This window comes from Streptomyces antioxidans (genome assembly GCF_000968685.2).
GTDB lineage: Bacteria > Actinomycetota > Actinomycetes > Streptomycetales > Streptomycetaceae > Streptomyces > Streptomyces antioxidans.
This window is the reverse complement of the sequence record NZ_LAKD02000032.1, coordinates 195536-208987: the sequence shown is the minus strand read 5'-3', so window position 1 is coordinate 208987 and position 13452 is coordinate 195536. Positions and strand designations below refer to the sequence as shown.

Below are 13452 nucleotides of genomic sequence, written 5' to 3'. Positions count from 1 at the left end.
ACCTGCCATGATCTCCCAGTTCCGGCCCCGGTCCCGTTTCCGCTTCCGGCACCTACGCCAGGGCCTGGTCGGCGTCGCTCTGGCCGTCCTGGTGTTCCTGGAGGGGCTGAACGCGCCGCATCCGGCGATGGCCGCGGCCACGATGGTGTCCGGAGCGCTGTGCCTGGCCGCGCTCGCCGTGCCGGAACGCCACTTCGCGCGCTACGCCACCGGCGCGGCGGCGATCTCGTGCGTACTGACCGTGACGGAGGCGCAGCTGTCCGCGCGTCCCCCGAACACCCCGGGCATGGTGGAGCTGGGTGCGCTGCTGCTGCTCAGCACCCGCGCCGTACGGCGCTGCCCGCCACTGCGCGCGGCCGGGCCGGTCGCGGTGTCCTCCCTCGCCGCCGTGGTCCTTCCGCTGCGGATCGAGCAGTGGGACGACCACCTCAAGAACCTGATCGCCGTCATCGCGGTCTGCGTCGTGCCGTTCATGGTGGTGGCGGGGGTGTGTCTGCGTCTGTACGACACACTGCGGGAGCGGGAGCGGGAGGCCATCCGGCAGGCCCAACGTCTTGAGCACGCACGGGAGTTGCACGACTTCGTGGCGCACCATGTCACGGCGATCGTCACCCAGACCAAGGCCGCGCGCTTCACCGCCGCGGCCGGAAACCCCCAGTCCCCGGAGGACCTGGACCGGATGCTCGCCCACATCGAGCGGGCCGGATCCCAGGCGCTCGGTTCGATGCGCGCCATGGTCACCAACCTGCGGGACCACGCCACCGCCTCCGCCACGACCCGGCCCAAGGGCGATCCGGCGGGTCCGCACGGACCGTACGGCCGGCACGGACCGCATGGACAGCGTGGTCTGCGTGATCTGCGTGTCCTCGCCGAGGAGTTCTCCGAGGTGGGGCCGCTCGCCGAGCTGATCCTCGCCCCGGAACTCGCCGACCGGCCCCTCCCGCCCGGCATCGCCACCACGGTCCACCGCGTGGTGCAGGAGTCCCTGACCAACGCCCGTAAACACGCCACCGGGGCGGGCCGGGTGGAGGTGCGGATAGGCGTCCGACCCGGCGATCCGGAGCGGCTTGAGGTGTCGGTCGTCGACGACGGACAGGGCGGCGCCGCACCCGCCGCCGAGCGGCCGGCCGAGGGGAGCGGCTACGGGCTGGTGGGGCTCGCCGAGCGCGTGGCGGAGGTCAACGGGCACATCACATCGGGGCCACGGGACGGCGGCGGCTGGCATGTGCTGGCGGCCCTGCCGCTGGACGGGACCGCCACTGAGGAGACGATCGCCTGCGATCATGCGTGATATGACGATCCAGGTACTCATCGCCGACGACCAGGAGATGGTCCGGGCCGCCTTCCACATGATTCTCGACTCCCAGCCGGACATGCGCGTTGTCGCCCAGTCGGCGAACGGCGTCGAGGCGGTCGAGCAGGCCCGGCGGCTGCGGCCGGACGTCTGCCTCCTCGACATCCGCATGCCGGAGCTGGACGGTCTGGAGGCCACCCGGCTCCTCGCCGGGCCCGATGTGCCTGATCCCCTCAACGTCCTCATCGCCACCACCTTCGACCTCGACGCATACGTCTACCGGGCGCTGCGCAACGGCGCGTGTGGCTTTCTGCTCAAGGACGGCGCGCCCGGGCTGCTCACCGAGGCGGTACGGGCCGCGGCGTCCGGCACCTCGCTGATCTCCCCGTCGGTGACCGTCCGTCTGCTCGCGCGCATGGCACCCCACCGCGGCCGAAGTGCCCCGTCCGAGACCCGTCCGGCCCGCCGGGGGAGCGGCGGGCCCGAGGACCTGATCGAGCAGCTGACCCGGCGCGAGGCCGAGGTGGTCCGGCGGGTCGCCCGTGGCCGTACCAACGAGGAGGTGGCCGCGGAGCTCCATGTCACCCTCTCCACCGTCAAGACCCACCTCGGCAACGTCCAGCGCAAGCTGGCCGCCCGCAACCGCGTCGAGATCGCGGCCTGGGCCTGGGAGCACGGCATGGTGGACGAGCCCTCGCCCAGTGGCGGAGGCTGAACCTGCGGGTGTCTCCGGCGGGTGCGCGTCACCAGGTGCGGGCGGCGCGCTGAAGCCGCTCCCGGACCCGGGGGACATCCGGGTTGGCGTCGGCACCCGGCCGCTGTACCAGGAAGAGCGTGTTGAGCGGCGGCTCCTCGGGCTCATGGAGCAGGACGAGCCCACCGGAGGTGAGTTCGTCCTGGCACAGATAGCGGGGGAGCACGCTGTAACCGGCGCCCGCGGCGACGGCCGACACCGCTCCGCGCAGATCCGGCACGGTCACCGCGGCCTGGGCGGTGAGCCGCTTGCCGAAGACATTGCGCCAGTACCGGCGGGCGATGGGAAGGTCCTCCGCATAGGTGATCAGCGGTACGTCACGGATGGCGGCACACGGCCCGTCGGCCGCCAGGCACTCCCCGACGCGCCGGGCCCAGTCGGGCGAGGCGACCAGGACGTAGTCCTCGTCGGCCAGCGGGAGTGAGGTCAGCGTGCGGCCGCCGGGGCGCCTGGTGGCGATCACGAGGTCATGGTGTCCCGCACGCAGCGCTTCCAGCAGCGGATCGGTCAGCCCCATGGTGATCCGCAGCCGCACCCCCTCGGCGATCAGCGGGGCGAGTGCGGGCAGGGCGCGGGCGCACAGGAACTCGGCCGGCCCGGCCAGGTGGACGGGGGTGGTGCGGCCGGTGAGCACGGTGTCCCGGCCGCCGAGGGAGGCGAGGGCGTCGAGCGGCCCGGCGATGTGCCCGGCCAGGTCATGGGCGAGGTGGGTGGGCTCCACACCGCGCGGGAGCCGGGTGAACAACGCGCGTCCGGTCTGCTGCTCCAGGGCGCGGATCTGGGCGGTGACGGTCGGCTGGGAGAGCCCGAGCAGTGGTGCCGCGGCGGTGAACGACCCGGAGCGGTAGACGGCCAGGAAGGTCCGCAGCAGATTCAGATCGGCGGGTTGCGGAGGCGCGCCGCCGCCGATGACGATGTCGCCGTCCTGCTGTGTCCCGTCCGCCATGCGGCCCAGCATAGAGCGGCGCCCGGCGCTTCCTTCCATCGGAAACCCGATGCCTTCGATCGACCGATCTATTGGCATTCCGATGCCCAGTGGATCTACCTTCGAGCACGCCGCCGGAACGGCGGCGCCACATCGGGGCGGCGACGACGCCCCGCGAGAATCCAGCGATCACCTTCACCGCAGGTGGTCGTACCGAGGAGTGAGCATGGCGAAGATCCTGTTTGTGATGACCGGTGCCGACCAGTGGACACTGGCCGACGGTACGAAGCACCCCACCGGCTACTGGGCCGAGGAGGCCGTCGCCCCCTATGTGGCGCTCAAGGCCGCGGGCCACGAGATCACCGTGGCCACCCCCGGCGGCGCCGTCCCGCCCGTGGACTCCGCCAGCCTCAGCCCCGACGTCAACGGTGGCCCGGAGAACGCCGCCAGGGTCAGGGGCGTCACCGAGACCGCCGCGGAGTTCCACGCCCCCGTCGCGCTCAGCGACGTCACGCTGGACGACTACGACGCCGTCCATGTGCCCGGTGGCCACGGCCCCATGGAGGACCTCGCGGTCAACGCGGACTCGGGCAGGATCCTCGCCCTCGCGGTGCGGAGCGGCAAGCCGGTGAGCGTGGTCTGCCACGGCCCGGCGGCGCTGTTGGCGGCGGTCACGGAGGACGGCACCCACGCGTACGCGGGCTACCGGATCACCGCCTTCACCAATGAGGAGGAGAAGCTGGCCGGCAACGCAGACAAGGCCAAGTGGCTCCTGCAGGACCGGCTGACCGAGGCGGGTCTGACCGTGCGGGCCGGTGACCCCTTCGCACCGCATGTGGAAGTCGACCGCAACGTCATCACCGGCCAGAACCCGGCATCCTCCGGCCCGCTCGCCGAAGAGCTGCTCAACCAGCTCGGCTGACCTCCCGGCCCGCCCCGCGCGCCTCAGGCGGGCGCGGCCGTGGTGCCCCGGATGACGAGCCGGGGGGGCGACCACGGCCTCCCCGTCGGGGATCCGCTCCCCCTGCAGGCGGGCGATGGCCCGGCCGACGGGACTCGTTTCCCGAGGGGCGTTATATTCGGGCTATATGGGACGCGGCTGGCCTGCGATCCCCACGGCACGGGGCTCCTGAGGACGATGACAGGTGACGCCATGGGTGTGGATGAACAGCACCCAGACAGCGCGGACACCCGGATCACTCGGTCGGCGCGGACACGGCTTCGGCTGATGGGTTCCGCGGGTGGCCAGCTGAGTGGCACCGGGCCGATGAGGCTCGCCCTCGGCCAGGCGGTGGCCGAACTCGGCGCCCTGGGCGGCATGATCCATGTGTGTGATCCGCGCCAGGGGGTGATGCGCCTGGTGGCCAGCACGGGGCTGCCGGACAACCTGGTCGCGGGGTGGGAGACCCTTACGGACGAGGACAGCGCGGCCCCGGTGTCCTGTGTGCGCTACGGCACCCACGTGTGGACGCCGCCCCCGCCCGATGTGCCGCACCGGGCGCCCCTCCCGCCGTCCGGCCGCTCCTCCCACGTGGACGTGCCTCCCGGCGCCGGTTCGCTCCCGCCCGGGAGCGGGGTGGCGTCGGTGCCCGTGATCACGGCCGACGGGGAGCCGGTGGGCGCGCTGTCCGCCCTGGTGGAGGCGCCGGATGAGCTCGACGACGCACAACGTGCGTTCCTGCGGATGGTCGCCGACTGGGTCGCCGAGTATCTGCGGCCCGCACGCCCCGCCGCCACGGACGTCGAGCACGGGAAGCGGCCCCTCGGCGGCGACGCCGTCGGCAGTGCCGTATGGCGGATGAACGACGGCCTGCTCGCCCTCGACGACCAGGCACGGCTGACCTTCGCCAACCCCGCGGCCCTGAAGCTGCTGGGGGTTTCCGCCCAGGAGGCGCTGGGGACCGTGCTGTGGGACCACCCGGTGGTCCGGGACACCGGGATGGCCGCCTGCCACGGGCGGGCCGTGACCACTCGCGCACCGGCCGGGCTCGACACCCGGTGGCCCGGCAGACCGGGCTGGTACCACGCGCGCCTCGACCCGCTCCCCGACGGACTGGTCATCCACATCGCGGACATCACCGAACGCCGGAGGGAGCAGGCCGAGCAGTCCGCGGCCCAGCGCGCCGCGGCCGAGCGGGTCATGCGCATGGGCGAGCTGACCTCGGCGCTCGCCGAGGCGCTGACCGTCCAGGACGTGGTGAAGGCGGTCGCCGACCGGATGCTTCCGCCGTTCGGCGCGACCGGCCTGATCTGCCAGCTGATCGAGAACGGGCGGATGCGGATCGTCGGTTCGGCCGGATACCCGGAGGGGTTCCTCGAGTTCATCCAGAAGCTGATGATCTCGGAGATGTCCGCCATCGTCCAGGTGCTCAGCTCCCGCACCCCGACCTTCCTGTCCACGCCGCAGCAGTACGCCAAGGAGCATCCGGACGCCGCCTACTACCTCCACCGCAGCGGGATGCAGGCGTGGGCGTTCCTCCCGCTGATCGCCTCCGACCAGCAGATCGGCTATTGCGTGGTGAGCTTCTCGCGGCCGCGCCACTTCTCCGGGGAGGACCGGTCCCTGCTCATCGCACTGAGCGGACTGGTCGCCCAGGCGCTGGAGCGGGCGCGGCTGTACGACGCCGAGCACAACCGCGCCCAGGAGCTCCAGCGCGGACTGCTGCCCCGTACGCTGCCCGTCGTACCGGCCGTCGCCGCCGAGGCGCGCTATCTGCCCGCCAGCGAGGGCGTGCAGGTCGGCGGCGACTGGTACGACCTCATCCCGCTGTCCGGGGAGCGGGTCGCCCTCGTCATCGGCGATGTGATGGGCCACGGGCTGGCCGAGGCCGCGACGATGGGGAGGCTGCGCACCGCCGTGCACACCCTCGCCGATCTCGAGCTCCCGCCCGATGAGCTGCTCACCCATCTCAACGACCTGGTCGGCGACCTCGGCGATGACTTCTACGCCACCTGTCTGTACACGGTCTACGACCCGGTCACCAACCGCTATGCGTTCGCGAGCGCCGGGCACCCACCGCTGGTCATCGTCCACCCCGACGGCACGGTCCACTTCCCGCACGTCGACGCCGATCCGCCGCTCGGCGCCGCCAGTCCGCCCTTCGAGACCCATGAGGTCCAAGTGGACGAGGGCAGCCATCTGGTGCTCTACACCGATGGCCTGGTCGAGTCGTCCGCGGTCGACATCGACGAGGGCATGGACCGCCTCGCCCAGGCCCTCACCAGGGCCGCCGCATCCCCTGCCGGTCCGCCCGGGGCCGGGTCCGCACCCACCACGCTGCACGACCCGGGGCGGCTGTGCGACGCCGTCATCAGCGCGCTGGTGCCGGAGCAGGCCGAGACCCACGACGACGCCGCGCTGCTGATCGCCCGGACCCGGTCGATGTCCGCGGACCGGGTGGCGTCCTGGGCGCTCCCGGACGGCCCCATCGCCGCGGCCGAAGCCCGCGGCCATGTCGCCGAGCAACTGTCCACATGGCATCTCGACGAGCTGACGATGACCACGGAGCTCCTGGTCAGCGAGTTGGTCGGCAATGTCGTCCGGCATGCCAAGGGCCCCTCGCGGCTGCGCCTGCTGTACGGCCGGACGCTGATCTGCGAGGTCTCCGACCGCAGCCTCACCACCCCGCGGATCCGCCGGGCCGCCGAGACCGACGAGGGCGGCCGGGGGCTGCAGCTGGTCGCGGCGCTGTCCGATCGGTGGGGGACGCGGTTCACGACGACGGGCAAGTGCATCTGGACGGAGCAGGCGCTGCCCCGGGCCGCCGCCTGAGGTGAGCTGCCCCAGGTCACGGCCCGAGGGGGCGGCGCCCGCGCTGGGCCCGGCGGTGCGGTCCGCCACCGGCACGCTCTAGGATCGGTCGGTGACCGCCGTGAAACAGCAGACCACCAGGGACCAAGCGGCACCGGGGCGGAAGCGCTCGGACGGTGCCGGCCGGAGCGCCACCGTCAAGGACGTGGCGACGCTCGCCGGGGTCTCCCCGAAGACCGTGTCGAACGTGATCAACGGCTTTGTGCATGTGTCCCCGGCGACCCGGGAGCGGGTCCAGCGGGCCATCCGGGAGCTCGGCTACCGGCCCAACCGGGTGGCGCGCAACCTCCGCCGCGGCAGCACCGGCATGATCGGTCTCGTCCTGCCCGAACTGGATGTCCCGTACTTCGCCGAGCTGGGGCGCCACTTCCTCACCACGGCCGAGGAACACGGCCGCACCCTGCTGATCGAGCAGACCCTCGGCGACCGCGAGCGGGAGGCTGCGGTGATCCACGGCCTCGGCGACCAGGTCGTGGACGGCATGGTGGTGAGCCCGCTCGCCCTGCACGGCAGCGCACTGGCGAACCACCTCGGCACCGTTCCGCTCGTCCTCATCGGCGAACGCCCCAGCGGCGGCCTCGCCGACCATGTGGTGATCGACAACGTGGCCGCCGCCAAGGAGGCCGTGGCCCATCTGGTGGCCGGCGGGCGCCGCCGGATCGCCGCCATCGGCCTCCAGCCCGAGCCGTACATCGGCACACCGCTGCTGCGCGCCACCGGCTACCGCCGGGCCCTGGAGGAGGCCGGGCTGCCGCTTGACCCCCGGCTGGAGCGGGAGACCCCCCGCTACCACCTGGCCGAGGGCGCGCGGGCGATGGCGGCTCTGCTGGACGGGGCGGCGCCGCCGGACGCGGTGTTCTGCTTCAACGACGCCCTCGCCCTCGGCGCGCTGCGGACCCTGTACGAGCGCGGAGTGCGGGTGCCGGACGACATGGCCGTGATGGGCTTCGACGACATCCAGGCGGCCCGCTACAGCACACCGAGCCTGAGCAGCGTGGCACCGGACAAGGGCGCCATCGCCCGGCACGCCGTCGATCTGCTGCTGGAGCGGATCGGGACACCCGACCGCCCGGCCCAGGAGGTCGTCGTCGGCCACACCCTGCACACCCGCGAGTCCACCGAGGGCGGAACCGCCACGACCGCTCACTGACCTCCCAGACCGGTGGTGGCCACCGACTTCACGATCTGGCGCTGGAACAGCATGAAGACGATGAGCAGTGGGATGGAGCCGAGGATCGAGGCGGCCGACTCCTGGGCGTTCCGCAGCCCGGTGGAGTCCTTCACGGTCGACAGCCCCACCGGCAGCGTCATCAGCTGTGGATCGCTGGTGCTGATGAACGGCCAGAGGAAGTTGTTCCAGGTGTTGATGAAGACGAAGATGGCCACGGCCGCGAGGATCGGCCGGGACAGCGGCAGCACCACGCTCCAGAACACCCGGAAGCTGCCCGCCCCGTCGATCCTGGCCGCCTCCTCCAGCTCCCGTGGAATGCCGTCGAAGAACTTCTTCAGGATGAACACCATCGCGGGCGCCACCACCTGCGGCAGGATCACCGCCGCATAGGTGTCGACGAGGTTCATCGCGAGCATCTGCCGGAACAGCGGCACGATCAGGATCTGCGGCGGCACCATGATCGAGGCCACGGTGACGGCGAAGAGCACCCGGCGGCCACGGAAGAGCGTGCGCGAGAAGGCGTACGCCGCCATCGCCGAGATGGCCACGGTGATGGCCGTGACGCACACGGCGATCACCACGCTGTTCACCGCCCACACCGGCAGATTGCCCTGGCCGAAGATGGTCCGGTAGGCGTCGAGGGTGAAGCCCGCCTTGGGAATCCAGTCGACGCCCGACGCGCTCGCGTCGACCTCCGTCTTGAACGAGGTGTCCACTCCCCAGCCGAACGGCACCAGCCAGACCACCGTCATCAGCGCGAGCGCCAGCAGCGTCAGCACCCGGGGGAGGGGGCCGGGGCCCAGCGAGGGGTGCCAGACCCGGCCGCCGTAGCGGCGCCGTCTGACCACCTCCCGCGGCATGGTCGAGCGGGGTTTGTCTGGGGTACGGGGAGAAAGTGTCCCGGTGGTCATGGCGCGCTCAGTCCTCCCTGCGCGAGAAGATCTTCAGCTGGGCGATCGAGAGGATGATGATGAGCCCGAAGAACACGTACGACACCGCCGAGGCATAGCCGAGCCGGTAGTTGGTGAAGCCGGTGTCGTAGATGTACTCCAGGATCGGCCGGGTGGCGCCGTTCGGGCCGCCCTTGGTCAGCAGATAGATCTGGTCGAACACCTTCAGCGACGCCATCACCTGCAACACCGCGATCAGCCCGGTGATCCGGCGCAGCTGCGGCAGGGTGACCGACCACAGCCGGCGCCACGCCCCGGCGCCGTCCAGCGCGGCCGCCTCGTAGAGGTGGTCCGGGATCGCCTGCAGCGCGGCCAGATAGAGCAGGAAGTTGAACCCCACGGTCCACCACAGGGTCACCAGCGCGATGGACCACATCGCGTACTTCTCGTCCGTCAGCCAGGCGATGCCGTCGATGCCGAAGATCTTCAGCAGGCCGTTGAGCATCCCCCGGTCCGGCTGGAACAGCATGCTCCAGATCTGGTAGACCACCGCGACCGGCAGCAGGTGCGAGGCGAAGAAGGCCAGCCGCCACAGCCACTGCCCCGGCATCCCCGTGTACACCAGCAGGGCCATCACCAGGGCGATGAGGACGAGGGGGACGGTGGTCAGGACGGTGAACCAGACCGTGTTGCCGAGGGTCTGCCACACCTGCCCGTCGCCGAACGCCTCGGTGTAGTTGTCCAGGCCGACGAGGTTGCTGTCACCGTGTCCGGTCAGGCTGGCGTCGGTGAAGCTCATCCACAGGCCGATGCCGATCGGCACGATGAGGAAGAGGGTGAAGAACACCAGGAAGGGGGTGGCGAAGAGCCACCCGGCGCCGCCCGACCGGGATCGGTCCGTGGCGGCGGCCCGGCGGAATCCGGTGCGCCGGAATCCGGTGCGCCGGGGTCCGGCCGCGGCCCGCCGCGCGGGCGTGGAGACGGAAGCCATGACATCGCTCCTTTCCGTTGCGACTCCGTCGCGATCAGGCCGGATTCGGCTGGGCCAGCAGGGTGTTGATCTGGGAGACCATCGTGCGCACCGCGCTCCGCGCGGACGACGAGCCGCCGAGCGCGGGATCGAGCGCCTGGCACATCCGGGTCTGGAAGTCCGAGCCGGAGCCGGCGAACCACACCGGCGGGTCGAGCACGAGCTGCTTCGCGGCGCCCGCGTACTCCGACTGCGGGCGCAGCTTCGCGTACCGCGCGGAGGAGACGGCCGGGGTGTACGCGGGGATATGGCCCGCGGTCGCCCAGGTCAGCCCGGACTTGACCAGCTCGGCCACGAACCGGTGGGCGCGCCGTCTGCGCTCCGGATCCGGGTTGTCCTGGTGCGGCAGCACCAGCGCGTGGCTGTCCGAGGCCCCGGCCGGACGGTCGTAGAAGGTGGGGATGGGGGCGCCGCCCAGCCTGTCCTTGAGGGCCGACTTGTAGGTGGCCATGTCCCACTCGCCCGAGAAGATCATCGGCGAGCGGCCGTTGGCGAAGGCGGCGATGGCCGTCTGGACGTCCATGGTGCGGCTGTCGCGCGCCAGGTCGGCCATGAAGCGCACCACCTCGACGGCGGTGTCCTCGTCGATCTCGGCCCGCTTCCCCGTGAGGTCGAAGGTGGCGCCGGTCTGGCTGAACAGCGTCCAGAACATCCGCCAGCCCATGGCCGCGTCGTTGGCGTGGCCGAAGACCGGCCCCAGCTTGCCGCTGGACCGGCGGAGCTTGTCCATCAGTTCCAGGGCGTGTTGTGGCGATTCGAAGGGCACCAGCTGCCCGTCACCGGTGAGCAGTCCCTCCCTGTCCATGACGTCCCGGTCGAAGAAGACGACGAAAGGATGGGTGTCCAGCGGAACGGCGTAGGGGTCGCCCTGGTACAGACTCCGCTTGACGAGCGTCTTGTTGAGGTCGTCCTGTGCCAGGCCGAACCCGGCCAGCAGCTCCGTGTCCCACGGGTCGAGCAGACCGCCGGGGGCATAGCCCGCGAGACGGGTCAGGTGCATGATCGCCACATCCGGCGAACGGCCGCCGGCCGAGGCCATCGCCAGCTTGGTGTAGTACGGCGGGCCCCAGTCCAGCACCGTCGTCCTGACCTTGAGTCCAGGGACGCGCTTCTCCACGTTCCGCGTCATGGTCTTCATCAGCTCGCCGTCCGGGCCGGTGAACAGCGTCCAGTACTCGATCTCGTCCGCGCTCCGCACGCTCCCGGCGATCGAACCGCAGCCGCTGAGCGCGGACGCCGACACCGCGGCCCCCGCCCCGTACACCGCGCCCCTCAGCAGACCACGCCGTGACAGGCCGCTCATCGCCCCTCCTCACCGGCCGGGCGCTCGAAGGCGGCGGGGCGCTGCTGGGCCGCGCGCAGCCGCTCCACGTCCAGCTTGCGGCTCCGGTCGAAGCGGTAGACGCCGTTCTGCTCCTGGAACACATCGGTGAGCTGGGTGTAGCAGTAGCCGAACATCAGGGGGTCGTCGAGCAGCGCCCCGGTCAGCCCCGCGAAGCGGGTCTGGAACTCCTCCTCGGTCCGCGGCCGCTGCCCGTACCCCCAGGACACCCCGCGGTCGTCACCGGCCGCGGCGTCCGCCTCCTCCGGATTCCACCAGATGCCGCCGAACTCGCTGCAGAAGTAGGGCTGGCCGCGGTACGGCAGCGACCACTCCGCGTCGGTGTCCTTCCGTCCGGGGTTCCCCCGGTCGTCGGGGTTGCGATACGGATCGTCCTTGTCCAGCCCCGCCATCTGGCGGCGGAACGCCTCCGGGTCCTGCTCGTAGCTGTGCGAGTCGTAGACGTCGGTCTCGGCCACGCGGTGGGAGTAGCCGGAGGCGTCCAGGACCGGACGGGAGGTGTCGGCGGCCTTGGTGGCCAGGAACATGCCGCGGGTGACATCGTCCAGGGCGGTCTGCCGGTCGTGGAGTTCCTGGTGGGTCTCGTTGAGCGGGCACCAGCCCACGATCGACGGATGTGAGTAGTCCCGCTCCACGGCCTCCAGCCACTGCGCGATGAATCCGGCGGTGGGCCGCTGGTTGTCCCCCGTGGTGCGCCCGGCACTGGCTCCCCAGTCGCCGAACTCGCCCCAGACGAGATAGCCGAGCCGGTCCGCGTGGTGGAGGAAGCGCTCCTCGAACACCTTCTGGTGCAGTCGCGCCCCGTTGAACCCCGCGGCCAGCGACAGCTCGATGTCCCGGACGAGGGCGGCGTCGTCCGGCGCGGTCATCAGCCCGTCCGGGTACCAGCCCTGGTCCAGGACGAGCCGCTGGAAGACCGGGCGGCCGTTGAGCAGCAGCCGCTTGCCGTCGATGGCCACGGACCGCAGCCCGGCGGTGCACTCGGCACGGTCCGCGGCCTCACCGCCGCCGTCCAGCAGCTCGATCCGCACCCGGTACAGATGGGGGTCCTCCAAAGACCACGGGCGGCGCCGGTCCTCGGGCAGCGCGAGCGCCATACGGGGGGCCAGGTCGAGGTCGGCGCGCACGGTGGCCTCGGCCACCGTCTCGCCGTCCGCGTCGCTCACCCGGGCCGTGATCCGGTGGCCGGGGCGGTTGGCGCTGAGCGGCAGTTCGAGGTGGAAGGCCCCGGACGCGAGGTCGGGGGTGATCCGCGGCCTGCGCAGATGGACCTCGGGCACCGGCTCAGCCCACACCGTCTGCCAGATGCCGGTGGTGCGGGTGTAGTGGCAGTCGCTGTTGGCGTACTCGATGGCCTGCTTGCCACGTGCCTGGGGGCCGTGGCGGGCGTCCCGGGCCCGGACCACGATCACCACCTCCGCGTCGCCGCCGCCCGTCCCCGCCACCACGCCGAGGTCGGCGGTGAAGGAGGTGAAGCCGCCGCTGTGCCGGGCCACTTCGCGGCCGTCGGCCCAGACGGTGGCATCGTGGTCGACGGCCCCGAAGTGCAGCAGCACCCGCCGCCCGGCCCAGTCCGCCGGTATCCGGACCGTGCGCCGGTACCAGACCGCGGGGTGGAAGTCGGTGTCCCCGATCCCCGACAGCTCGGACTCGGGGCAGAACGGGACCAGGATCCGTCCGTCCAGCTCCCGGTGGACCAGACCGCGCTCGAGTCCGCTGTCGCCGGGGTCGAAGGCGAACTGCCAGGCGCCGTTGAGATTGAGCCAGTCCTCACGGATGAAACTGGGCCGGGGATATTCGGGCCGCGGAACGTCGTTCGAGACTCCGGGCGAAGTGATGTCCAGATGGGCCATGGGATCTCCGGGAGGGCGGGGGATTCGGCCGGGCAGGGGTATGCCATCACCGGTTTACATCGATGTAAAGATCCCGCGCAGCAACTTTTGCCATGACCTCGGGCGACCATCGGTGGGCCTGGCTAGAACTCGTCCTTCCGCACCTTGTACAGCTCGACGTCCTTGTTGGCGAAAAGGTGTACATAGCCGCAGTTCCAGCAGATCAGCCCGATGGCCGACTCGTTGGCCCAGGCGAAGTTGAACAGCTCCATACCGGTGCTGTTGAGCTTCACCTCACGATCCCGGAAGAGGCCGCCCTTGCAGAACACACAGGTGATCCACACACCCCCGATAGCCGCACGTACAGGCTTGGCCACGCTCTCTCACCTTTCCGGCCACCGAC

The 13452-nt window shown here is 71.3% G+C and carries 11 protein-coding genes; 5 read left to right on the top strand and 6 right to left on the bottom strand.

From position 1 onward, the window contains the following. Window positions 1-7 precede the first annotated feature (7 nt). The gene (locus VT50_RS14095) at window positions 8-1291 is read left to right on the top strand and encodes a sensor histidine kinase (protein WP_046088384.1); all 1284 of its coding nucleotides are present in this window, start codon (window positions 8-10) and stop codon (window positions 1289-1291) included. After that, complete coding sequence (locus VT50_RS14090) at window positions 1284-2009, top strand: response regulator (protein WP_420822193.1); 726 nt, start codon at window positions 1284-1286, stop codon at window positions 2007-2009. Before VT50_RS14095 ends, VT50_RS14090 begins: the two co-directional genes overlap by 8 nt. Window positions 2010-2037: 28 nt before the next feature. Here the strand turns inward: VT50_RS14090 and VT50_RS14085 are convergent, their stop codons facing one another. Next, entirely contained in the window at window positions 2038-2994 is a 957-nt protein-coding gene (locus VT50_RS14085) for a LysR family transcriptional regulator (protein ID WP_046088414.1), read from the bottom strand. A gap of 205 nt (window positions 2995-3199) precedes the next feature. Between VT50_RS14085 and VT50_RS14080 the strand changes: the two genes are divergently transcribed. From VT50_RS14080 to VT50_RS14070, 3 genes are all read left to right on the top strand, one after another. After that, a complete protein-coding gene (locus VT50_RS14080) occupies window positions 3200-3895 on the top strand; it encodes a type 1 glutamine amidotransferase domain-containing protein (RefSeq protein ID WP_046088382.1) in 696 nt (231 codons plus the stop codon). A 231-nt stretch (window positions 3896-4126) separates the two neighbouring features. Beyond that, on the top strand, window positions 4127-6745 hold the full coding sequence (locus VT50_RS14075) for an ATP-binding SpoIIE family protein phosphatase (protein WP_053048692.1): 2619 nt from the start codon (window positions 4127-4129) through the stop codon (window positions 6743-6745). Between the two features lie 91 nt (window positions 6746-6836). Then, window positions 6837-7934 (top strand): LacI family DNA-binding transcriptional regulator, encoded by a 1098-nt coding sequence (locus tag VT50_RS14070; RefSeq protein WP_078840852.1) that lies wholly within the window; start codon window positions 6837-6839, stop codon window positions 7932-7934. Here the strand turns inward: VT50_RS14070 and VT50_RS14065 are convergent. The 5 genes from VT50_RS14065 to VT50_RS14045 all read right to left on the bottom strand — a co-directional run bounded on the left by VT50_RS14065 (window position 7928) and on the right by VT50_RS14045 (window position 13426). Further along, the gene (locus VT50_RS14065; protein ID WP_063893246.1) at window positions 7928-8815 is read right to left on the bottom strand and encodes a carbohydrate ABC transporter permease; all 888 of its coding nucleotides are present in this window, start codon (window positions 8813-8815) and stop codon (window positions 7928-7930) included. The genes VT50_RS14070 and VT50_RS14065 overlap by 7 nt on opposite strands. A 58-nt stretch (window positions 8816-8873) precedes the next feature. Continuing rightward, window positions 8874-9836, bottom strand: a complete 963-nt coding sequence (locus VT50_RS14060) for a carbohydrate ABC transporter permease (protein ID WP_046088380.1) — start codon at window positions 9834-9836, stop codon at window positions 8874-8876. Window positions 9837-9870: 34 nt separating this feature from the next. Beyond that, window positions 9871-11178, bottom strand: coding sequence for an extracellular solute-binding protein (locus VT50_RS14055; RefSeq protein WP_046088379.1), 1308 nt, complete (start codon window positions 11176-11178; stop codon window positions 9871-9873). Beyond that, a complete protein-coding gene (locus tag VT50_RS14050) occupies window positions 11175-13070 on the bottom strand; it encodes a glycoside hydrolase family 2 protein (RefSeq protein ID WP_046088378.1) in 1896 nt (631 codons plus the stop codon). Before VT50_RS14050 ends, VT50_RS14055 begins: the two co-directional genes overlap by 4 nt. 122 nt (window positions 13071-13192) lie before the next feature. After that, window positions 13193-13426 carry a hypothetical protein gene (locus VT50_RS14045; RefSeq protein WP_046088377.1) on the bottom strand — a complete coding sequence of 78 codons (234 nt, stop codon included), beginning with the start codon at window positions 13424-13426 and terminating at the stop codon, window positions 13193-13195. Between the last annotated feature and the right edge of the window lie 26 nt (window positions 13427-13452).

What these genes read in the sequence shown, in the direction of transcription:
- VT50_RS14075 (WP_053048692.1), top strand. Translation starts at nt 4,127, where the DNA reads ATGGGTGTGGATGAACAGCACCCAGACAGCGCGGACACCCGGATCACT.
- VT50_RS14090 (WP_420822193.1), top strand. Translation starts at nt 1,284, where the DNA reads ATGCGTGATATGACGATCCAGGTACTCATCGCCGACGACCAGGAGATG.
- VT50_RS14080 (WP_046088382.1), top strand. Translation starts at nt 3,200, where the DNA reads ATGGCGAAGATCCTGTTTGTGATGACCGGTGCCGACCAGTGGACACTG.
- VT50_RS14050 (WP_046088378.1), bottom strand. Translation starts at nt 13,070, where the DNA reads ATGGCCCATCTGGACATCACTTCGCCCGGAGTCTCGAACGACGTTCCG.
- VT50_RS14055 (WP_046088379.1), bottom strand. Translation starts at nt 11,178, where the DNA reads ATGAGCGGCCTGTCACGGCGTGGTCTGCTGAGGGGCGCGGTGTACGGG.
- VT50_RS14060 (WP_046088380.1), bottom strand. Translation starts at nt 9,836, where the DNA reads ATGGCTTCCGTCTCCACGCCCGCGCGGCGGGCCGCGGCCGGACCCCGG.
- VT50_RS14065 (WP_063893246.1), bottom strand. Translation starts at nt 8,815, where the DNA reads ATGCCGCGGGAGGTGGTCAGACGGCGCCGCTACGGCGGCCGGGTCTGG.
- VT50_RS14095 (WP_046088384.1), top strand. Translation starts at nt 8, where the DNA reads ATGATCTCCCAGTTCCGGCCCCGGTCCCGTTTCCGCTTCCGGCACCTA.
- VT50_RS14085 (WP_046088414.1), bottom strand. Translation starts at nt 2,994, where the DNA reads ATGGCGGACGGGACACAGCAGGACGGCGACATCGTCATCGGCGGCGGC.